The organism is Bradyrhizobium sp. Ken01 (assembly GCF_055807355.1).
Genome location: NZ_JBVVPC010000023.1, coordinates 76,189 through 98,066, shown reverse-complemented (window position 1 = coordinate 98,066; position 21,878 = coordinate 76,189). Strand labels below are relative to the sequence as shown.

Here is a 21,878-nt window from a genome sequence, read left to right as displayed (position 1 = left end):
ACCCAGACCACGAACCTGAAACCGCCGGCCCAGGCCGGCCCAACAGGAGTGATACATGGCAAAGAAAGTGACCGGATACCTGAAGCTTCAGGTCCCGGCCGGTGCGGCGAATCCTTCGCCCCCGATCGGTCCCGCGCTCGGTCAGCGCGGTCTCAACATCATGGAGTTCTGCAAGGCGTTCAACGCCCAGACCCAGAAGGAAGAGAAGAATACCCCGATTCCCGTCGTGATCACGATCTACGCCGATCGTTCGTTCACGTTCGAGATGAAGACGCCGCCGATGTCCTTCTTCCTCAAGCAGGCTGCCAAAATCCAGTCCGGCTCCAAGGCGCCAGGCCGTGACAAGGCGGGTGCGGTGACCAAAGCGCAGGTGCGCGAGATCGCCGAGAAGAAGATGAAGGATCTCAATTGCGACTCGATCGAGTCGGCCATGAAGATGGTCGAGGGCTCTGCCCGTTCGATGGGTCTGGAAGTGGCGGGGTAAGGGCTCATGGCAATCGGAAAGCGTTTGAACAAAGCCCGCGAAGGTATTGATCGCGAAAAGCTTTACCCGCTCGCGGACGCCATCAAGATGGTCAAGGAACGCGCGAAAGCGAAGTTCGACGAGACCATCGAGGTCGCGATCAATCTCGGCGTCGATCCGCGTCACGCCGACCAGATGGTCCGCGGTGTCGTGACCTTGCCGAACGGCACCGGCCGTACGCTCCGCGTTGGCGTGTTCGCCCGTGGCGCCAAGGCCGACGAGGCCAAGGCTGCGGGTGCCGACGTCGTCGGCGCCGAGGACCTGGTCGAGAAGGTGCAGAACGGCACGATCGATTTCGACCGCTGTATCGCAACCCCCGACATGATGCCGCTGGTCGGCCGTCTCGGTAAGGTGCTCGGCCCGCGCGGCCTGATGCCGAACCCGAAGATCGGCACCGTGACCATGGACGTCACCGGTGCGGTGAAGGGTGCCAAGGGCGGCTCGGTCGAGTTTCGCGTCGAGAAGGCCGGCATCCTGCAGGCTGGCGTCGGCAAGGCCTCGTTCACCGAGGAAAAACTGGTCGAGAACATCAAGGCTCTGGCGGACGCTGTCTCCAAGGCCAAGCCCGCCGGTTCCAAGGGCACCTACATCCAGCGCGTTGCGGTGTCCTCGTCGATGGGCCCCGGCGTGAAGGTCGAGCCGGGCACCATTCTCGGCTAAGGTTTGAAAATGACATGAGGCGAGGGGCGGAATTGGGCAACCGATTCCGCCCCTCGTCGTTTGTGACGGCGTTCACCGGAAACAAGAATAATGACTGACAAGGTCCTGATCTACTCGCGCTTTCCCAAGACGATGATGGCGCGCTTCGCCGAGCGGTTCGAGCTGCTCGACACGGCCGGCAAGCCTGCGCGCGAGGTGTTTTCGGCCGACGAGCTCGGCGGCATCCGCGCGGTGCTCACCGCCGGCGGCACGCCGCTGGGCGCGGAGGCGATGGACCTGTTTCCGAAGCTCGGCGCCATCGTCTGCTACGGCACCGGGTATGACGGTGTTGACCTGAAGGCCGCCGTTGCCCGCGACATCGCGGTCGGACACAGCCCGGGCGCCAATGCGGCCTCGGTCGCCGACATCGCGATGACCCTGATGCTCGCGACGACGCGGCGAATCCTGGTTGCCGACCAGTACGTCCGAAGCGGCGATTGGGCCGCGTCAAAGCCCTCGCCGATGATGCGCCCGCAGGCCGGGATGCCGGGCCGCCGCATCGGCGTCTACGGCATGGGCGAGATCGGCCGCAAGATCGCGGCGCGCTGCGCCGCCTTCGAGAGCGAAATCGGCTATTTCAGCCGCAGCAAATACGATCTGCCCTATCAATATTTTCCGACGCTGGAGGCGCTCGCCGACTGGTGCAGCGTGCTGATGATCGCGGTCCGGGCAGGAGCCGAGACCCAGCATGCCGTCAGCGCCGATATCCTCAAGCGCCTCGGCGCAGACGGCTATGTCGTCAACATCTCCCGCGGCTCGGTGATCGACGAGAAAGCCCTGGTGGTGGCGCTCACCGAGAAGACCATCGCCGGCGCCGGTCTCGACGTCTACGACCAGGAACCGCATGCCCCGGACGCGTTGACGGCGCTGCCCAACGCGGTGTTCGCCCCCCATATCGGCGGCCATACCCTCGAATCGCACGTCGCCATGCAGAACTGCGTGTTGGCGAACCTGACGGCGTTTTTCGCGGGCAAGAGGTTGCCTTACGCGGTCAAATGAGCCTGAATCGGCCCTTGTCGGCCCGGGTCAAGCGCCTGCGGCAACGGATTGGAACTGGTGTGAATTTTGCTCTTGGCAAGCAGGCTCCGAGCGGTTAAAGAACCGCTTCCGGACGCACCGGCCTTGGCTGGCGCGTTCGTGCACGCATTCCGAAAAACAAGCGATGGAGATCATTCCTTTTCAGGACGTCCGTGAGGATTGGCTGGAAAAGGAGGGAAATTCGTCGGGTGTGGGATGCGGGCAGAGGTCGGGCGGTTCGCCGGCTGACCTTGTCCTGTCCAAGACTGCAGGCGCCCGCGGGGAATTTCGATTTCTCAACGGCTTAATCGCATGGCCTGCATAGACGGGTGAAGACCGGATTTCACTTCGTGACCACCTTGGGGTCGGTTGCGGAATGGGTTTGGTTCGGACCTCGACACGCCGTGGGCTCTAACGGGCTCCCGGAGGGCAGGCTTTGAATTGTCGTCTTGCCCGGCGTGTCCGATGGGTTTGGCCCTGAGGTTCAGGTTTGGGCGGGACGATGGGTGCAACCCGGCGGTCCCGCTTTTGCGATGACCGCCAACCGGAAAGAGCTTGCTGTGGAACGAGCGGCAAAAAAGGAAGCGGTCGAACAGCTCAATGGGGTCTTCAAGACCACGAGCGTCGCGGTCGTTGCCCAATATTCCGGCCTGACCGTTGCCCAGATGCAGAAGCTGCGCATGCAGATGAAGCAGGCTGGCGCCTCGGTGAAGGTCTCGAAGAACCGTCTCGCCAAAATTGCTCTTGAAGGCACTGACGTCGTTGCCATCGGCCCCATGCTGAAGGGACCGACCGTGATCGCCACTTCGGACGATCCGGTAGCGGCGCCAAAGGTCGCCATCGAATTCGCCAAGGCGAACGAAAAGTTCGTCATCATTGGTGGCTCGATGGGAAAGACCGTCCTGAATGTCGACGGCGTGAAGGCACTTGCCTCGCTGCCGTCGCTTGACGAACTGCGCGCCAAGATCGTCGGCCTGCTTGTGGCCCCGGCGACCAAGATCGCTCAGCTCGCCAACGCGCCCGCGGGCAAGCTCGCGCGCGTCATCCAGGCTTATGCCTCAAAGGGCGAAGCGGCCTGACGCCCTTCGCAAAACTCAAACCCGAACCAGACTTACATTCAAGGAAACTGAACAATGGCTGACCTGCAGAAGATCGTTGACGACCTCTCGAGCCTCACCGTGCTCGAAGCTGCCGAACTCGCGAAGCTCCTCGAAGAGAAGTGGGGCGTTTCGGCTGCCGCGGCTGTCGCCGTGGCCGGCCCGGCTGGTGGTGGCGCTGCCGCCGCTCCGGCCGAAGAGAAGACCGAGTTCACGGTCGTTCTTGCCGCCGCCGGCGACAAGAAGATCGAGGTCATCAAGGAAGTCCGCGCCATCACCGGCCTGGGCCTGAAGGAAGCAAAGGACCTCGTTGAGGGCGCGCCGAAGCCTGTCAAGGAAGGCGTGAACAAGGACGAAGCCGAGAAGCTCAAGGCCCAGCTCGAGAAGGCTGGCGCGAAGGTCGAGCTCAAGTAAGCATCGCTTACTGGCACGAGATCCCGGTGAGCATCATCGCAGCCGGGATCTCGGTCCACTCCTCGAAAGGGTGGGCCAGATGCAAAAGGCGTGCGACGGAACGACCCGACGCAGGCCGAACACGAAAAAGTGTGGGGATTTGAGGGCTTAGCCCTCGAATCTGCACTAATGTCGCCCCATATCGGGTCGGCAGCACGAAAGCGCGGTGGGCAGGGATGCCGCATTTCCCTGTAAGCCGTTGGGAGAGCAAGCTATTTCGGGCTTTTGCAGTCCGTGAAGAGGATGGTTGTGACGGGCGGGCGCGCTCCTGCGCCCCGCGCGTCGTTTTGCGTTTTGAAGGTCTGAAGAACAGATTCAGGACATTCCTGCCTGAAACTGAGTCTCCGGCCCCCAAGACGGGTTCGAAAAATTCAACCCGGGGAGCGGCGGTCGCTGCGTTCCGGAGGGCGCGCCCAAATCGGGCGACGAAAATGAGAGGCCACGATGGCGCAGCAGACATTCACCGGTCGCAAACGCGTTCGCAAGTTCTTCGGACACATCAAGGAAGTGGCCGAGATGCCGAACCTCATCGAGGTTCAGAAGGCGTCCTATGACCAGTTCCTGATGGTCGACGAGCCCCAGGGCGGGCGGTCGGACGAGGGCTTGCAGGCGGTGTTCCGCTCGGTGTTCCCGATCTCCGACTTCTCGGGCACCTCGATGCTGGAATTCGTCCGCTACGAGTTCGAGCCGCCGAAATACGACGTCGACGAGTGCCGCCAGCGCGGCATGACCTTCGCGGCTCCCCTCAAGGTGACGCTGCGCCTCATCGTGTTCGATATCGACGAGGAAACCGGCGCGAAGTCGGTCAAGGACATCAAGGAGCAGGACGTCTACATGGGCGACATCCCGCTCATGACGATGAACGGCACCTTCATCGTCAACGGCACCGAGCGCGTCATCGTCTCGCAGATGCATCGTTCGCCGGGCGTGTTCTTCGACCACGACAAGGGCAAGACTCATTCGTCGGGCAAGCTGCTGTTCGCCGCCCGCGTGATCCCGTATCGCGGCTCCTGGCTCGACATCGAGTTCGACGCCAAGGACATCGTCTATGCGCGTATCGACCGTCGCCGCAAGCTTCCGGTGACGTCGCTGATGTTCGCGCTCGGCCTCGACGGCGAGGCGATCCTCAGTACCTTCTACAAGAAGATCCAGTACAAGCGGATCAAGGAGGGCTGGCGCGTTCCGTTTGACGCCAATCGTTTCCGCGGCTACTCGACCATCAACGACCTGATCGACGCCGATACCGGCAAGGTCGTGCTCGAAGCCGGCAAGAAGCTCACCGTGCGCGGTGCGCGTCAGATGCAGGAGAAGGGTCTGAAGGCGCTGCGCCTCTCGGATGCCGAGCTCGTCGGCAACTACATCGCCGAGGACCTCGTCAATCCCAAGACCGGCGAGATCCACGCCGAAGCCGGTGAAGAGATCACCGACAAGTCGATGAAGGCTCTCAACGAGCAGGGCTACAAGGAACTGCCGCTGCTCGACATCGACCACGTCAATGTCGGCGCCTACATCCGCAACACGCTCTCGGCCGACAAGAACATGACGCGTGAGGACGCGCTGTTCGACATCTACCGCGTGATGCGTCCCGGGGAGCCGCCGACGCTGGATTCGGCGCAGGCGATGTTCCAGTCGCTGTTCTTCGACGCCGAGCGCTACGACCTCTCGGCGGTCGGCCGCGTCAAGATGAACATGCGCCTCGACCTCGATGCGCCCGACACCCAGCGCACGCTGCGCAAGGAAGACATCCTCTCCGTCATCAAGACTCTGGTGGATCTGCGCGACGGCAAGGGCGAGATCGACGACATCGACCATCTCGGCAACCGCCGTGTGCGTTCGGTCGGCGAGCTCATGGAGAACCAGTACCGCATCGGCTTGCTCCGCATGGAGCGCGCGATCAAGGAGCGCATGTCTTCGGTCGACATCGACACGGTCATGCCGCAGGACCTGATCAACGCGAAGCCGGCGGCCGCCGCCGTGCGCGAGTTCTTCGGCTCCTCGCAGCTCTCGCAGTTCATGGACCAGACCAACCCGCTGTCGGAGATCACCCACAAGCGCCGCCTGTCGGCCCTTGGACCGGGCGGTCTGACCCGCGAGCGCGCCGGCTTCGAGGTGCGCGACGTGCATCCGACGCATTACGGCCGCATCTGCCCGATCGAGACGCCGGAAGGTCCGAACATCGGCCTGATCAACTCGCTCGCGACCTTCGCGCGCGTGAACAAGTACGGCTTCGTCGAGACGCCTTACCGCAAAGTCAAGGACGGTCGCGTCACCGACGAGGTCGTGTACCTCTCGGCGATGGAAGAGGGCCGCTACACGGTCGCGCAGGCCAACGTGCCGCTCGATCCGAAGGGCCGCTTCACCGAAGATCTCGTGGTCTGCCGTCACGCCGGCGAAGTCTTGCCGGTGACCCCGGACAAAGTCGACTACATGGACGTGTCGCCGAAGCAGCTCGTTTCGGTCGCGGCCGCGCTGATCCCGTTCCTCGAGAACGACGACGCCAACCGCGCGCTGATGGGCTCGAACATGCAGCGCCAGGCGGTGCCGCTGGTTCGCGCCGAAGCGCCGTTCGTCGGCACCGGCATGGAAGGCGTGGTTGCGCGTGACTCGGGTGCTGCGATCGCGGCGCGCCGTTCGGGCGTGATCGACCAGATCGACGCAACCCGCGTCGTCATCCGCGCCACGGAAGATCTCGATCCGACCAAGTCGGGCGTCGATATCTACCGGCTGATGAAGTACCAGCGCTCCAACCAATCGACCTGCATCAACCAGCGTCCGCTGGTGAAGGTCGGCGATATCGTCAAGAAGGGCGACATCATCGCCGACGGTCCGTCGACCGATCTCGGCGAGCTCGCGCTCGGCCGGAACGTGCTCGTCGCGTTCATGCCGTGGAACGGCTACAACTTCGAAGACTCGATCCTGCTCTCCGAGCGGATCGTGAAGGAAGACGTGTTCACCTCAATTCATATCGAAGAATTCGAGGTGATGGCCCGCGACACCAAGCTCGGACCCGAGGAAATCACCCGCGACATTCCGAACGTGTCGGAAGAAGCGCTGAAGAACCTCGACGAAGCCGGCATCGTGTACATCGGCGCGGAAGTGCGCGCCGGCGACATCCTGGTCGGCAAGATCACGCCGAAGGGCGAAAGCCCGATGACGCCGGAGGAAAAGCTCCTGCGCGCCATCTTCGGCGAAAAGGCTTCCGACGTTCGCGACACCTCGCTGCGCGTTCCTCCGGGCGTGCAGGGCACCATCGTCGAAGTGCGCGTGTTCAACCGGCACGGCGTCGACAAGGACGAGCGTGCGCTGGCGATCGAGCGGGAAGAGATCGAGCGTCTGGCCAAGGACCGCGACGACGAGCAGGCGATCCTGGACCGCAACGTCTACAACCGTCTTGCCGAGCTGCTCGAGGGACGGCAGGGCATCGCCGGTCCGAAGGGCTTCAAGAAGGACACCAAGATCACCCGTGCGGTGCTCGAGGAGTACCCGAAGTCGCAGTGGTGGCTGTTCGCTTCGCCGAACGACAAGCTGATGGCCGAGATCGAGGCCATGCGGAAGCAGTACGACGAGTCGAAGAAGGGGCTGGAACAGCGCTTCCTCGACAAGGTCGAAAAGCTTCAGCGCGGTGACGAATTGCCGCCCGGCGTGATGAAGATGGTCAAGGTCTTCGTCGCGGTGAAGCGCAAGATCCAGCCCGGCGACAAGATGGCCGGCCGCCACGGCAACAAGGGCGTGGTGTCGAAGATCGTGCCGATCGAGGACATGCCGTTCCTCGAAGACGGTACGCATGCCGACATCGTGCTCAATCCGCTCGGCGTGCCCTCGCGCATGAACGTCGGACAGATCCTCGAGACCCATCTCGGCTGGGCCTGTGCCGGCCTCGGCAAGCGTATCGGCCAGACGGTCGATGCCTATTTGTCGAAGCAGGACATCCGGCCGCTGAAGGAAACCTTGAAGAAGGTCTATGGCGAGGACGAGACGATCAAGTCGCTCAACGACAACGAGTTGATCGAGCTCGGCCACAATCTGAGCCGCGGCGTTCCGATCGCGACGCCGGTGTTCGACGGCGCCAAGGAAGCCGACATCGAGGAGATGCTGAAGCTTGCCGGTCTCGACGCTTCGGGCCAGTCGACCGTCTATGACGGCCGCACCGGCGATGCTTTCGACCGCAAGGTGACGGTGGGCTACATCTACATGCTCAAGCTGCACCATCTCGTCGACGACAAGATCCACGCGCGTTCGATCGGTCCGTACTCGCTCGTTACCCAGCAGCCGCTGGGCGGCAAGGCGCAGTTCGGCGGCCAGCGTTTCGGCGAAATGGAAGTGTGGGCGCTCGAGGCTTACGGCGCCGCGTACACGCTCCAGGAGATGCTGACCGTGAAGTCGGACGACGTCGCCGGCCGTACCAAAGTGTACGAGGCGATCGTGCGTGGCGATGACACCTTCGAGGCCGGTATTCCGGAATCGTTCAACGTGCTGGTCAAGGAAATGCGCTCGCTCGGCCTCAACGTCGACTTGCACAATTCCAAGGTCGGACCGGGGACGGCGGAAGCGGCCGAGTAATACGACCCTCATGCCCGGCCTGAACGGCCGGGCATCGGCGCCCAGTCCAGGAATCGCGAGGGCAGGGCGCCCCGCATAGTGATTTTCGAATTTGCTGCCGGAGGCGACCGGCACGCGAGGAGAAGACGATGAACCAAGAAATTATGAATCTCTTTAATCCGACGACGCCGGCTCAGGTCTTCGACCAGATCCGGATCTCGATCGCGAGCCCCGAGAAGATTCTGTCCTGGTCGTACGGCGAGATCAAGAAGCCGGAAACCATCAACTACCGTACCTTCAAGCCCGAACGCGACGGCCTGTTCTGCGCCCGCATCTTCGGGCCGATCAAGGACTACGAGTGCTTGTGCGGCAAGTACAAGCGCATGAAGTACAAGGGCATCATCTGCGAGAAGTGCTCGGTCGAGGTCACGCTGTCGCGCGTCCGGCGCGAGCGCATGGGCCATATCGAGCTCGCAGCTCCCGTCGCCCACATCTGGTTCCTGAAGTCGCTGCCCTCGCGCATCGGCCTCCTGCTCGACATGACGTTGAAGGATCTCGAGCGGATCCTCTACTTCGAATATTACGTCGTGCTCGAGCCGGGCCTCACCGCGCTGAAGGACCGTCAGCTCTTGTCGGAAGACGAGTACCTGAAGGCGCAGGACGAATACGGCCAGGATTCCTTCACCGCCATGATCGGCGCGGAAGCGATCCGCGAGCTGCTCAAGGGCATGGATCTCGAGAAGCTCGAGCTGACCTTGCGCGCGGAGATGCAGGAGACCGACTCCGACATCAAGCACAAGAAGCTCGCCAAGCGCCTGAAGATCGTGGAAGCGTTCCGCCACTCCGGCAACAAGCCGGAATGGATGATCATGACCGTGGTCCCGGTGATTCCGCCGGACCTGCGTCCGCTGGTGCCGCTGGACGGCGGCCGCTTCGCGACCTCGGACCTCAACGACCTCTATCGCCGCGTCATCAACCGCAACAACCGCTTGAAGCGGCTGATGGAGCTGCGCGCGCCGGACATCATCATCCGCAACGAGAAGCGCATGCTTCAGGAGGCCGTCGACGCGCTGTTCGACAACGGCCGCCGCGGCCGCGTCATCACGGGTGCCAACAAGCGTCCGCTGAAGTCGCTCGCCGACATGCTCAAGGGCAAGCAGGGCCGGTTCCGTCAGAACCTGCTCGGCAAGCGCGTCGACTATTCGGGCCGTTCGGTGATCGTGGTCGGTCCCGAGCTGCGCCTGCATCAGTGCGGCCTGCCGAAGAAGATGGCGCTCGAGCTGTTCAAGCCGTTCATCTACTCGCGGCTTGACGCCAAGGGCCTGTCCACCACCGTGAAGCAGGCCAAGAAGCTGGTCGAGAAGGAGCGGCCCGAGGTCTGGGACATCCTGGACGAGGTCATTCGTGAGCATCCCGTGCTGCTCAACCGCGCACCGACGCTGCATCGCCTCGGCATCCAGGCGTTCGAGCCCGTGCTGATCGAGGGCAAGGCGATCCAGCTCCACCCGCTGGTCTGCGCCGCGTTCAACGCCGACTTCGACGGCGACCAGATGGCCGTGCACGTCCCGCTGTCGCTGGAAGCGCAGCTGGAAGCGCGCGTCCTGATGATGTCGACCAACAACATCCTGCATCCGGCGAACGGCCAGCCGATCATCGTGCCGTCGCAGGACATCGTGCTCGGTCTCTATTACGTCTCCATCATGCGCGAAGGCCTGCCCGGCGAGGGCAAGATCTTCGGCGAGATGGCGGAGCTCGAACACGCGCTGCACGCGAAGGTCATCCACCTCCACACCAAGATCAAGTACCGGTGGGAAGGCATCGACGATACCGGCAAGATCTCCAAGCGCTGGATCGAGACCACCGCTGGCCGCGTCATGCTGGGCAATTTGCTGCCGAAGAACCCGCGTGTTCCGTACGAGATCATCAACAAGCTGATGACCAAGCGCGAGATCTCCGGCGTGATCGACCAGGTCTACCGCCACTGCGGTCAGAAGGAGACGGTGATCTTCTGCGACCGCATCATGGCGCTCGGCTTCTACAACGCGTTCAAGGCCGGCATCTCGTTCGGCAAGGACGACATGGTCGTGCCGCACTCCAAGTGGAAGATCGTCGACACCACCCGTACGCTGGCGAAGGATTTCGAGCAGCAGTACAACGACGGTCTGATCACCCATGGCGAGAAGTACAACAAGGTCGTCGACGCCTGGTCGAAGGCCACGGAAGAAATCGCCAAGGCGATGATGAAGGAGATCTCCTCGACCAAGAAGACGGCGAGCGGGGCGGATGCCGACATCAACTCGATCTACATGATGGCTCACTCCGGTGCCCGCGGTTCGCCGGCCCAGATGCGCCAGCTCGCCGGCATGCGCGGCCTCATGGCCAAACCGTCGGGTGAGATCATCGAGACGCCGATCATCTCGAACTTCAAGGAAGGCCTCTCGGTGCTCGAGTACTTCAACTCGACCCACGGCGCCCGCAAGGGCCTCGCGGACACCGCGTTGAAGACCGCGAACTCCGGCTACCTGACCCGTCGTCTCGTCGACGTCGCGCAGGACTGCATCATCACGCAGGACGATTGCGGCACCAAGCTCGGCATCAAGATGCGCGCCATCGTCGATGCCGGCACCGTGGTCGCTTCGCTCGGCTCGCGCATCCTCGGACGCACGGCCTGCGAAGACGTGCGTGACAGCACGGGCAAGGTGATCTTCAAGCGCGGTACGCTGATGGAAGAGAGCCATCTGGATGCCATCCAGCAGGGCGGCGTCCAGGAGGTGAAGATCCGCTCGGCGCTGACCTGCGAACTCGTCAACGGCATCTGCGGCAAGTGCTACGGCCGCGATCTCGCTCGCGGCACGCCGGTCAACCACGGCGAAGCGGTCGGCGTCATTGCGGCGCAGTCGATCGGCGAGCCTGGCACCCAGCTCACCATGCGCACCTTCCACATCGGTGGTGCGGCACAGCTGAACGAGCAATCTTTCGTCGAATCCAACTTCGACGGCAAGATCGTGATCCGGAACAAGGCCATCGCCCGCAACAGCGAAGGCCACCTGGTCGCGATGGTTCGCAACATGGTGATCGCGATCGTCGATGCCGACGGCACCGAGCGTGCGACGCACCGTATTCAGTACGGGTCGCGCCTGCACGTCGACGAGGGCGACATGGTCAAGCGCGGCCAGCGTATCGTCGAATGGGATCCCTACACCCGTCCGCTCCTCACCGAGGTCGAAGGCACCATCGGCTTCGAGGATCTGGTCGAGGGACAGTCGATCTCGGAAACGCTCGACGAGGCCACCGGTATTGCCAAGCGCGTGGTCATCGACTGGCGCTCGATGCGCGGCGGCGGGGACCTGCGTCCTGCCATCGTGATCAAGGGCAAGGACGGCAAGGTGCTCAAGCTCGCCCGTGGCGGCGATGCTCGCTACATGCTGTCGGTCGACGGCATTCTGTCGGTCGACGTCGGAGCCAAGGTCCAGGCGGGCGACATTCTCGCCCGTGTCTCGACCGAAAGCGCCAAGACGCGCGACATCACCGGCGGTCTGCCGCGGGTGGCGGAACTGTTCGAGGCTCGGCGTCCGAAGGATGCGGCGATCATCGCCGAAATCGCGGGCACTATCCGGTTTGGGCGCGACTACAAGAACAAGCGTCGCATCTCGATCGAGCCGATGGACAAGACCGACGAGGCGCGCGAGTACCTGATCCCGAAGGGCAAGCACATCCACCTTCAGGACGGCGACGTCGTCGAAAAGGGCGACTTCATCGTGGAAGGCAATCCGGCGCCGCACGACATTCTGGCGGTCAAGGGCATCGAGGAACTCGCGGCCTATCTGGTCAACGAGATCCAGGAGGTCTATCGGCTCCAGGGCGTGCTCATCAACGACAAGCACATCGAGGTGATCGTCCGTCAGATGCTCCAGAAGGTGGAAGTCACCGACCAGGGCGACACGGACATGATCTCGGGCGAGCAGATCGACAAGATCGAGTTCGACCAGATCAACGCCAAGGCCAAGGAAGAGGGCAAGAAGATCGCCACGGGGACGCCGGTTCTGCTCGGCATCACCAAGGCGAGCCTTCAGACCCGCTCCTTCTTCTCGGCGGCCTCGTTCCAGGAGACCACTCGCGTCCTCACGGAAGCGGCGGTCAACGGCAAGGTCGATCCGCTCGAAGGCCTCAAGGAGAACGTCATCGTCGGCCGGCTGATCCCGGCAGGCACCGGCGCCTCCATGGCGAAGATCCGCGAAGTCGCCGTGAAGCGCGACAAGATGATCCTCGACGAGCGCGAGAAGCAGGCGGCCGTCGTGCCGCCGGCGCCGGAAGTGGAGCCGATGGCGCTGCCACCTGCGGAATAATCGTTCATCCGTAGGAATACCGAGGACACTGAAAAGGCCGGCGCAAGCCGGCCTTTTTGCTGCTTTGTTTCCCTGTTGCGGTGCAGGATCAACCTTTGTTCATCTTTCCTTCAGGCGCAAAAGCGCTTCTGCTAGGAGAGCTTAGACCGGTGGTCCCGTGAAGGGGGCGGGCCGGAGACCACGGAATTCTCATGCTTGATCTCGCAATCGTAGGCGGCGGCCCCGGCGGGCTGATGAGCGCTTGGTACCTGAAGCGCAAGCTCGGCGATCTCTGCCGCGTCACCATCTACGAGGCATCCGACCGGCTCGGCGGCAAGATCGTCACGCGCAAATTCGATTCTGCGCCCGCGATGTACGAGGCCGGGGTTGCCGAGATCTACGACTACTCGATGACCGGGCCGGATCCGTTGCGCGAGTTGATCCAGCATTTCGGCTTGCAGACCATTCCGATGGATGCCGAGCAGGTGCAGTTCGGCGGCGAGCTCCTCAACGACGTCGCGGGCATGCGCCGCAAATACGGGAACAAGACCGCGGCCGCGATCGAGGCGTTTCGTAAGCGCTGCGCCGACGCGATGACGCCGATCGAGTATTACGAGGGCGTCGGCGCGCACGACAACGAGAATCCCTGGGCCTACAAGACCGCCGAACAGGTGCTCGACGAGGAAGTCGAGGACGAGACCGCAAAGCGATTCTTCAAGGTGATGGCGCGCTCGGATCTCGCGACCGAGAGCCACAACACCAACGGGCTCAACGCGCTCAAGAACTACCTGATGGATGTCGACGGCTATATCGGCCTCTATTCCATCCAGAACGGCAACGAGCAGCTCATCGAGTGCCTCCAGTCGGAGGTCAATGCCGACATCCAGCTCAATCACCGAATCCTCACGGTCGGCAAGGCGCCGACCGGCCGCTATCAGCTCAAGATGATGAACGGCAAGGGACCGGAGACGCGAGACTTCGATCTGGTGCTGATGTGCCTGCCGCATTCCTGGCTCGGGACCGTCGGCTGGGAGGGCGAACAGCTCCGCAAGTCGATGGTCAAGCACGTCTCGTACTTCGACCGTCCTGCGCACTATTTGCGTGTCTCGATTCTGTTCGACACGCCGTTCTGGGGCGACAAGATCGCCGGCGCCTGGTTCATGTCGGAAGCCTTTGGCGGTTGCTGCGTCTATAACGAGGGCGCGCGCCATGATGTGGGCAAGCACGGCGTGCTGAACTGGCTGATTCCGGGCTCCGACGCGCTGGCCTTTGCGAATCTCTCCGACCAGGAGTTGATCGATGCCGCGCTGAAATCACTGCCGGCATCGCTCGGCGATGCTCGCTCGCATTTCATGGAAGGCAAGATCCACCGCTGGCTGTCGTCGGTGAACGCGATTCCGGGCGGCTTGCCCGTGCGCGACGTCATGACCAATCACCGCCCCGAGCCGAAGGAACATCCTGGAATCGTGGTGGTCGGTGACTATCTGTTCGACTCGACGCTGAACGGCCTGCTCGATTCCTCGGACGCGGCGACCGACATCATCTTGACCGAGATGATGCGCCTGCGCCGCGAGCGTTCGCAGGACGACAAGCCGCTCTCGGACAAGATCGATCGCGATTATTTCGACAATTATCGCGGCCAGGGTCCCTACAGCGAAGTGTGGCAACACTTCACCGATCCCGACTATCTCACAAAACTGATCGGCATCGTCTGGGGCAAAACCAAAGGCACGAAGCTCTTGATCGCGGGCTCGGCCAGCGGCGAGCTTGTCGGCGCGCTGCGCGATCGCGGCATCGATGCCTGGGGCATCGAGAACAACCGCACCATTCACGCCAGAACGCCGAAGGCACTGAAGAAGTACAACAAGCTCGGTTCGATCACCGACATGCCGTTCAAGGACGGTGCGTTCGACTTCGTGTTCGAGACCAGCCTCTGCCACGTTTCCCCGAAGCAGGTGGTCCGTGCGATCAGGGAGCTGAACCGTGTGGTCAAGACCGGGCTCGTGTTCGGCTCGGTCACCTCGGACATGGCGCCGGCACTGATCGACCGCTACGACCTTCTGCGCGGGGTCAAGAAGCTCGGCACCTGGTGGGAATGGTCCGAACTGTTCTTTGGCAACGGCTTCGAGCTGTCGATGCACCGCAAGGATTGCACCGACGCGCTCTGGGAGGCGACGCTCGCCGCCAACAAGGGCCCGGGCCAGTGGTACGCCGACGCCGATTCCCTGCGCTATTCCTTTTTCGACAAGGTCGAGGACGAGGAAGACGATTAGCCGCCTGAAGCAGGCGCCTTCGCCAATTGTTTTGCCGAATTCATCCTGATCGCATAGAATCGGTGCAATAGCGGTTTCCGCTATTTCCTGCTTTCTCTGCGGTCATGCCGGCCGTCAGCAACGGTTGGTTTCATGGCGTCCAAGCACCTCCCGCCCGACAAACAGAAGCTCGCCGCGGAAGAGGCGGCCGAGCTCGACGACAAGCTTGTCCCTGCCGCCAAGCCGGATCTCGAAGACGACGAGGACGATGAAGACGAGGAGGATGGCGGGCTGGAGCTCGATGACGACGATGAGGACGAGGACCTTGTCGTCTTTACCGCGCGCGAGGCCGCCGGCGCGCTCGCGACCATCCTGGGCTTCGTCAAACCCTTCCTGGTCAACTACAAGCAGATGCTGTCGTTCGTGGCGTTCGGCGTCTTCGTCGAGACGCTATTCAACGTGATCATGCCGCTCAGCCTGAAGTACCTGATCGACGACGCGCTCGGCGAGGAGGATTTCCAGGCGCTGTACAAGATCCTCGGCGTGCTCGCAGTTGCGGGCATCTTCACCTCGATCGTCGCGGTCTGGTACGAACGCTGGGATGCGAGGCTCGCGGCCTGCATCATCTCCGACGTCCGCAAGCGGCTGTTCGAGCACGTCCAGGATCTGCCGGCTGCCTATTTCGGCCGCACCAAGCGCGGCGAGATCCTGTCGCGCTTCTCCGTCGACCTCGCGGCCTTCGAGGGCTCGGTCAAGACCTTCGCCAACAGCGCCGCACTGCCGTTCCTGGAGTTGATCGCGGGCATCATCCTGATGGTGTTCTTGAACTGGCAGCTCGCGGCGGTTGCGCTGCTGGTGTTCCCGATCACGCTGATCGGTCCCCGCATGCTCACGCCGAAGGCCGTTCAGGCGAATTACGAGCAAAAGCTCAATGAGTCCGCGCTGCTCGGCATGGTACAGGAGAACGTGGCGGCGCAGGCCGTGATCAAGGCGTTCAGCCTGCAACGCCGGATGTTCGGCTTCTTCAAGTTCCGCAACGACGAGACGCGAAACAAGATGGCCTCGGCGGCGTTCCTGTCGACCATGGTGGAGCGGACGGTCACCATCTCGGTGCTGCTCTTGCATCTCGTCGTGCTGGCGATCGGCGCATATCTGGCGACAAAGGGTCAGATCACCATCGGCACCTTCGTCACCTTCGAGAGCGCGTTCTGGGAGGTGTCCTACAACATCGCCCATGTGATGCATTTCATTCCCGTGTCGATCTCCTCGGCAGCCGCGATTCGTCACATGCAGGAGCTGCTCGACGAGCCCACGCGCAGCGCCGATCGTGCCGGCGCGCCCGATCTGCCCCGCATCACCAACGACATCACCTTCGACCACGTGACGTTCCAGTACGAAGGCAGCCAGACGCCGGTGCTGGACAATCTCAGCCTCAAGCTCAATGTCGGCAAGCGAATTGCCATCGTCGGTCCGTCGGGTTCGGGCAAGAGCACGCTGTTGAATCTGATCCTGCGGCTCTATGTGCCGGACGAGGGCCGCGTCACCATCGACGGCGTCGACGTTCGCAAGGTGACGCTGGATTCGCTGCGCCGGAGCATGGCGGTGGTGTTCCAGGAGAACATGCTGTTCAACATGTCGATCCGGGAGAACATCCGGCTCGGCAAGGAGGGCGCGACCGACGAGGAGGTGGAGGAGGCGGCCAAGAAGGCCGAGATCCACCGCTACATCATGAGCCTGCCGCAGCGATACGACACGCCGGTGGGCGAGCGCGGCGATACCTTGTCGGGCGGCCAGCGCCAGCGCATCGCGATCGCGCGCGCGGTCATCCGTAATCCCTCCGTGCTGCTGCTGGACGAAGCCACTTCGGCGCTCGACCAGACCACGGAAGCCGCGATCAACCGAACGCTGCTGAAGGTTGCCAAGGGCCGCACCATGATCTGGTCGACCCACCGCCTGACCTCGGTGGTCGAGATGGACGAGATCATCGTGATTTCAGGGGGCAGGGCGATCGAGCGCGGCTCGCATGCCGAGCTGCTCGCCAGGAACGGCACCTATCGCAAGCTGTGGAACGACCAGATCCACCAACCGCATGGCGCGCCGGCTCACGTCGACGAGGACAGAGACGATGACGACGAGGATGAAGACGATCTCGACGAGGACGATGAGGAGGAGTGACCGAGGAAGTTCGGCTCCAGATCGAAGGCTCCTCCCAGCGGCCGCAATAGCCCCTGAATAGACCAGGCAATGAAGCGTGCCCAGCGTTGCGCCGTCCAATAGGGGCTCGTCGCAATCGAGACCGAGCGGAAGTCGAACGCCTTCGCCGCCGACCAATCGTCGCAGGCCCGCTTGACCGGATCTGCGTAGAAGGCGGCGATCTTGCTTGTGTCCATCCCGTCGGAGGCCAGCCACTGCGGGATGTAGAGGTTGCAGAGGCGCTCGACATCGGTGAACACCTTGTCGCAGCCGGTGCCGGCGGCGGGGCAGGAGGTCGAGAAGGCGTCGCCCACCAGCACGAGGCCGGGTTGGCCGCTTGCATCGTTCACATAGAGATCGACCGGGCGGATCTTCAGCTCACCCGGAATGTCGAATGGTCCGGTGATCCGCTTGAGCCGTGGCAGCGCGGCATTCAACGTCTCGGCGGGCGCGCGGCGCAGCTCACCCAGCCAGGGATCGTCGAAGCTGCGGTAAACGAACAGATTGGCGCGCATCCGCGTCCCGATCGGAAAAAGCGTGAGGTAGGGGATGCGGTCGCTCGGCCGTTCCGAGAAATAGGTCAGCGCCGGGAAGTCGAACGAGGCCCGTCCCGCGGGCACCACGTCGAAGCCGATGGAAATCGAATGGCAGGCACTGACGATCTTTCGGGCGATTCCCAGCTGGTGGCGCAGGCCGACGTTGAGGCCGTTGGCGAGCACGACCAGCCGGGCGGAAACCATCCCGTCGTTGGAGAGAGTGACCTTCTGCCGCTCCGCGCTTGTCTCGACCGAGACGGCCTTGGCGCAGATGCGCTCGACGCCGGCAGGAATTTCGTCGCGGACAGCGTTGACGAGGGAATCATAGAGGATGTTGAACTGCCGGCTTGGCGCCTTGTCGAGAAGACGGCCGAAGCGCGCAATCCAGTTCTCACCAACAAAGGTCGCGCGCCGCAGCACCGATTCGGCGATTCCCGTCTGCTGGAATCGTCCGACCTGCACGTGGCCGCTGAGTTTTTCGACTCGAAAATCCGCCGAATAGCTCTCATGCGGATCGATCAGGATGGTCGAAATGCCGCTACGGCCGAGCATCGCGGCGGCGGTCGAGCCGGACAATCCCCCGCCGATAATGGCAATGTCGGTGTACCGCATGGCGCCAATCTCTGCCCAAGGCGGCACATTGGGGCTCCAACAGGAAAGAAAGCCTTAGCCAATGGTTATAAAAGTATATTTAATCCGGGTATAAATAGGATTCGCGGTGGCGGAACGCGCCCTTCGTTTCCGTCTCGCGAAGGTGCAGCGAGCGGCCCGGGAAGCGATTTCGGCAGGCGCGGGAAGCGCTTCTGACTGACGTTTCGCCTTGACTTGACCGACTCCCACTTATAGAACCCCCTCACTTAACGACAGGCGGTGAGCATCGCCAACGTCGGAACGGGCCACCCGTTTGATCCCCCTGGGGATCTTCAGGACGGGCACCAACCTCGACGAATGCCGCTCAAACGCTGTCGATCATAGCTAGGCAATGCCAGTGCGATTTTAGGTCTCGTGAGCATGTTCTCTCGAGATCGAATTCGGATGCATGACCTCGGTGCGCGGGCTGCAGCTTCAAGCTGACCGGTCCAACTACTGCGGTCCTCTGTGGCGTCGAAGCGCTTTCCGCCCGTTGATGGGTGGTTGGCGCGATTTCGCTTTGTGCGGATTGTTCCGCGGAAGGCGGCCTCGTCGGGCGGGTAGCTCGAAAGAATTTGCGGACCCGGTGACGGGCCGCGGCAGAACACAAAGGGTAATGCCAGGATGCCGACGATCAACCAGCTGATCGCTCAACCGCGGGAAGTGCAGAAGTCGCGCAAGAAGGTGCCGGCGCTGCAGCAGTCGCCGCAGAAGCGCGGTGTTTGCACGCGCGTTTACACCACGACCCCGAAGAAGCCGAACTCGGCGCTTCGTAAGGTTGCCAAGGTGCGCCTGACCAACGGCTTCGAGGTGATCGGCTACATCCCCGGTGAGGGCCATAACCTCCAGGAGCATTCGGTGGTCATGATCCGCGGCGGTCGCGTCAAGGATTTGCCCGGCGTGCGCTACCACATCCTCCGCGGCGTTCTGGATACCCAGGGCGTCAAGAACCGTAAGCAGCGCCGTTCGAAGTACGGCGCCAAGCGTCCGAAGTAAGCGGGAACCAGGTCCATGTCTCGTCGCCATTCTGCCGAAAAGCGCGAAGTCCTTCCCGATCCGAAGTTCGGGAACATCATCGTCACGAAGTTCATGAATTCGGTGATGTACGCCGGAAAGAAGTCGGTCGCCGAAGGTATCGTCTACGGCGCGTTCGGCCTCATCGAAAGCAAGACCAAGCAGAATCCGCTCGGCGTGTTCGAGCAGGCACTCGAGAACGTCATGCCGACGATCGAAGTGCGCTCCCGCCGCGTCGGCGGCGCGACCTATCAGGTTCCGGTCGAGGTTCGCTCGGTGCGCCGTCAGGCGCTGGGCATTCGCTGGCTGATCTCGGCTGCGCGCGATCGCAACGAGAAGACGATGACCGAGCGGCTCTCTGCGGAGCTCCTGGACGCGTCGAACAACCGGGGTAACGCCGTCAAGAAGCGCGAAGACGTGCACCGGATGGCGGAAGCCAACCGCGCCTTCTCGCACTATCGCTGGTAACGGCGACACACGGAATCTAAGGAACACTCCATGCCCCGCGTTCATGCCATAGAGAACTACCGTAACTTCGGTATCATGGCGCATATCGATGCCGGCAAGACCACGACCACCGAGCGCATCCTCTACTACACCGGCAAGAGCCACAAAATCGGCGAAGTGCACGAAGGTGCCGCGACGATGGACTGGATGGAGCAGGAGCAGGAGCGCGGCATTACGATCACGTCGGCCGCGACCACCGCGTTCTGGGAAGGCAAGCGCCTCAACATCATCGACACTCCCGGCCACGTCGACTTCACCATCGAAGTCGAGCGCAGCCTGCGCGTGCTCGACGGCGCCGTGTGCGTGCTCGACTCGAACCAGGGCGTCGAGCCCCAGACCGAGACGGTCTGGCGCCAGGGCGACAAGTACAAGGTTCCGCGCATCGTCTTCGCCAACAAGATGGATAAGACCGGCGCTGACTTCTACAAGTGCATGCAGGATATCGTCGACCGCCTCGGCGCAAAGCCGATCGCGATCCAGCTTCCGATCGGCTCCGAGAACAACTTCAAGGGCCTGGTCGATCTCGTCCGCATGAAGGGCGTGGTCTGGGAAGAAGAGAAGCTCGACGCCAAGTTCGTTGACATCGATATTCCCGAAGACATGGTCGAGAAGGCCAAGGAATATCGCGAGAAGCTGTTGGAAGCCGCCGTCGAGCTCGACGACGACGTTCTCGCCGCTTACCTCGACGGCAAGGAGCCCGATCAGGCGACGTTGAAGCGCTTGATCCGCAAGGCCGTGCTGACTGGCGCGTTCTTCCCAGTATTGTGCGGCTCGGCGTTCAAGAACAAGGGCGTGCAGCCTTTGCTCGACGCAGTCGTGGATTATCTGCCGTCGCCGGTTGACGTTCCCGCGATCAAGGGCGTCGATGAAGACGGCAACGAGGTCGTTCGCCGCCCGGACGACAAGGAGCCGCTGGCTCTATTGGCGTTCAAGATCATGGACGACCCGTTCGTCGGCACCATCACCTTCTGTCGCATCTATTCCGGCACGCTGCTGTCGGGTACCGGCGTCATCAATTCGACGCGCGACCGCAAGGAGCGCATCGGCCGCATGTTGCTGATGCATGCGAACAACCGCGAAGACATCAAGGAAGCCTATGCCGGCGACATCGTTGCACTGGCTGGCCTGAAGGAAGCGCGCACCGGTGACACGCTGTGCGATCCCGACAAGGCGGTGATCCTCGAAAAGATGGAATTCCCCGAGCCGGTCATCGAGATCGCGATCGAGCCCAAGTCCAAGGCCGACCAGGAAAAGCTCGGCGTGGCGCTGGCGAAGCTCGCTGCGGAGGATCCGTCCTTCCGCGTGTCGACCGACCAGGAGTCCGGCCAGACCATCCTCAAGGGAATGGGCGAACTCCATCTCGACATCAAGGTCGACATTCTTCGCCGCACCTACAAGGTCGATGCCAACATCGGCGCGCCGCAAGTGGCGTTCCGTGAGCGCGTCACCAAGCGGGCCGAGGTCAAGTACACCCACAAGAAGCAGACCGGCGGTACCGGTCAGTTCGCGGAAGTGTCGATCGTGGTCGAGCCGAACGAGCCCGGCAAGGGTTACGAGTTCGAGTCCAAGATCGTCGGCGGTGCGGTTCCGAAGGAATACATCCCCGGCGTCGAAAAGGGCCTCAACAGCGTGATGGGCTCTGGTGTCGTCGCGGGCTTCCCCGTGGTCGACGTCAAGGTTCAGCTCGTCGATGGCAAGTATCACGACGTCGACTCGTCGGCGCTCGCCTTCGAAATCGCTTCGCGCGCTGCATTCCGCGAAGCCTTGCAGAAGGGCAAGTCCGTCCTGCTCGAGCCGATCATGAAGGTCGAAGTGGTGACCCCGGAAGATTACACCGGCTCGGTCATCGGCGACCTGAATTCCCGGCGCGGTCAGATCCAGGGTCAGGACATGCGCGGCAATGCCAACGTCATCAATGCGATGGTGCCGCTCATGAACATGTTCGGTTACGTGAATAACCTTCGCTCGATGAGCCAGGGTCGCGCAACCTTCACCATGCAGTTCGACCACTACGCAGAAGCGCCGGCCAACGTGTCGGCAGAAGTCCAGAAGAAGTTTGCCTGATTGTCGTCGGTCTCGAACTGACGATTGAA

At 62.5% G+C, this 21,878-nt stretch carries 13 protein-coding genes; 12 read left to right on the top strand and 1 reads right to left on the bottom strand.

From position 1 onward, the window contains the following. The first annotated feature begins 55 nt into the window (after positions 1-55). The 9 genes from rplK to AC0L3S_RS21910 all read left to right on the top strand — a co-directional run bounded on the left by rplK (position 56) and on the right by AC0L3S_RS21910 (position 17,080). Positions 56-484 carry a 50S ribosomal protein L11 gene (gene rplK / locus AC0L3S_RS21950; protein ID WP_007602986.1) on the top strand — a complete coding sequence of 143 codons (429 nt, stop codon included), beginning with the start codon at positions 56-58 and terminating at the stop codon, positions 482-484. A gap of 6 nt (positions 485-490) precedes the next feature. Then, entirely contained in the window at positions 491-1,183 is a 693-nt protein-coding gene (gene rplA / locus AC0L3S_RS21945) for a 50S ribosomal protein L1 (protein ID WP_007602988.1), read from the top strand. 90 nt (positions 1,184-1,273) lie between these two features. Beyond that, the gene (locus AC0L3S_RS21940; RefSeq protein ID WP_473281184.1) at positions 1,274-2,221 is read left to right on the top strand and encodes a 2-hydroxyacid dehydrogenase; all 948 of its coding nucleotides are present in this window, start codon (positions 1,274-1,276) and stop codon (positions 2,219-2,221) included. A 578-nt stretch (positions 2,222-2,799) separates the two neighbouring features. After that, positions 2,800-3,318 (top strand): 50S ribosomal protein L10, encoded by a 519-nt coding sequence (gene rplJ / locus AC0L3S_RS21935; protein WP_275168107.1) that lies wholly within the window; start codon positions 2,800-2,802, stop codon positions 3,316-3,318. Between the two features lie 54 nt (positions 3,319-3,372). Next, positions 3,373-3,750: a 50S ribosomal protein L7/L12 gene (gene rplL / locus AC0L3S_RS21930; protein WP_007602994.1), complete on the top strand. Its 378-nt coding sequence runs from the start codon at positions 3,373-3,375 to the stop codon at positions 3,748-3,750. 483 nt (positions 3,751-4,233) lie between these two features. Beyond that, positions 4,234-8,349, top strand: coding sequence for a DNA-directed RNA polymerase subunit beta (gene rpoB / locus AC0L3S_RS21925; protein ID WP_007602996.1), 4,116 nt, complete (start codon positions 4,234-4,236; stop codon positions 8,347-8,349). A gap of 128 nt (positions 8,350-8,477) precedes the next feature. Then, complete coding sequence (gene rpoC, locus AC0L3S_RS21920; protein WP_473263988.1) at positions 8,478-12,674, top strand: DNA-directed RNA polymerase subunit beta'; 4,197 nt, start codon at positions 8,478-8,480, stop codon at positions 12,672-12,674. A gap of 191 nt (positions 12,675-12,865) precedes the next feature. Then, a complete protein-coding gene (locus AC0L3S_RS21915; RefSeq protein WP_473281182.1) occupies positions 12,866-14,926 on the top strand; it encodes an FAD-dependent oxidoreductase in 2,061 nt (686 codons plus the stop codon). A 132-nt stretch (positions 14,927-15,058) separates the two neighbouring features. Then, the gene (locus tag AC0L3S_RS21910) at positions 15,059-17,080 is read left to right on the top strand and encodes an ABC transporter ATP-binding protein (protein WP_473281180.1); all 2,022 of its coding nucleotides are present in this window, start codon (positions 15,059-15,061) and stop codon (positions 17,078-17,080) included. Here AC0L3S_RS21910 and AC0L3S_RS21905 read toward each other — a convergent pair. Beyond that, on the bottom strand, positions 17,008-18,246 hold the full coding sequence (locus tag AC0L3S_RS21905; RefSeq protein WP_473281178.1) for an FAD-dependent oxidoreductase: 1,239 nt from the start codon (positions 18,244-18,246) through the stop codon (positions 17,008-17,010). The two genes, AC0L3S_RS21910 and AC0L3S_RS21905, sit on opposite strands and share 73 nt — an antisense overlap. A gap of 642 nt (positions 18,247-18,888) precedes the next feature. On the opposite strand from AC0L3S_RS21905, the gene rpsL reads away from it, so the two are divergent. From rpsL to fusA, 3 genes are read left to right on the top strand one after another with little or no spacing between them, the layout of a single operon-like run. Beyond that, entirely contained in the window at positions 18,889-19,260 is a 372-nt protein-coding gene (gene rpsL, locus AC0L3S_RS21900; RefSeq protein WP_007603006.1) for a 30S ribosomal protein S12, read from the top strand. A 15-nt stretch (positions 19,261-19,275) separates the two neighbouring features. Then, on the top strand, positions 19,276-19,746 hold the full coding sequence (gene rpsG / locus AC0L3S_RS21895; protein ID WP_007603009.1) for a 30S ribosomal protein S7: 471 nt from the start codon (positions 19,276-19,278) through the stop codon (positions 19,744-19,746). 30 nt (positions 19,747-19,776) lie between these two features. Next, positions 19,777-21,849 (top strand): elongation factor G, encoded by a 2,073-nt coding sequence (gene fusA, locus AC0L3S_RS21890; RefSeq protein ID WP_473263984.1) that lies wholly within the window; start codon positions 19,777-19,779, stop codon positions 21,847-21,849. The last annotated feature ends 29 nt before the right edge of the window (positions 21,850-21,878 follow it).

Coding starts and splice junctions, on each gene's coding strand:
- rplK (WP_007602986.1), top strand. CDS start 56: ATGGCAAAGAAAGTGACCGGATACCTGAAGCTTCAGGTCCCGGCCGGT.
- rpoB (WP_007602996.1), top strand. CDS start 4,234: ATGGCGCAGCAGACATTCACCGGTCGCAAACGCGTTCGCAAGTTCTTC.
- rplA (WP_007602988.1), top strand. CDS start 491: ATGGCAATCGGAAAGCGTTTGAACAAAGCCCGCGAAGGTATTGATCGC.
- rplL (WP_007602994.1), top strand. CDS start 3,373: ATGGCTGACCTGCAGAAGATCGTTGACGACCTCTCGAGCCTCACCGTG.
- rpoC (WP_473263988.1), top strand. CDS start 8,478: ATGAACCAAGAAATTATGAATCTCTTTAATCCGACGACGCCGGCTCAG.
- fusA (WP_473263984.1), top strand. CDS start 19,777: ATGCCCCGCGTTCATGCCATAGAGAACTACCGTAACTTCGGTATCATG.
- AC0L3S_RS21915 (WP_473281182.1), top strand. CDS start 12,866: ATGCTTGATCTCGCAATCGTAGGCGGCGGCCCCGGCGGGCTGATGAGC.
- rpsL (WP_007603006.1), top strand. CDS start 18,889: ATGCCGACGATCAACCAGCTGATCGCTCAACCGCGGGAAGTGCAGAAG.
- AC0L3S_RS21905 (WP_473281178.1), bottom strand. CDS start 18,246: ATGCGGTACACCGACATTGCCATTATCGGCGGGGGATTGTCCGGCTCG.
- AC0L3S_RS21940 (WP_473281184.1), top strand. CDS start 1,274: ATGACTGACAAGGTCCTGATCTACTCGCGCTTTCCCAAGACGATGATG.
- rpsG (WP_007603009.1), top strand. CDS start 19,276: ATGTCTCGTCGCCATTCTGCCGAAAAGCGCGAAGTCCTTCCCGATCCG.
- AC0L3S_RS21910 (WP_473281180.1), top strand. CDS start 15,059: ATGGCGTCCAAGCACCTCCCGCCCGACAAACAGAAGCTCGCCGCGGAA.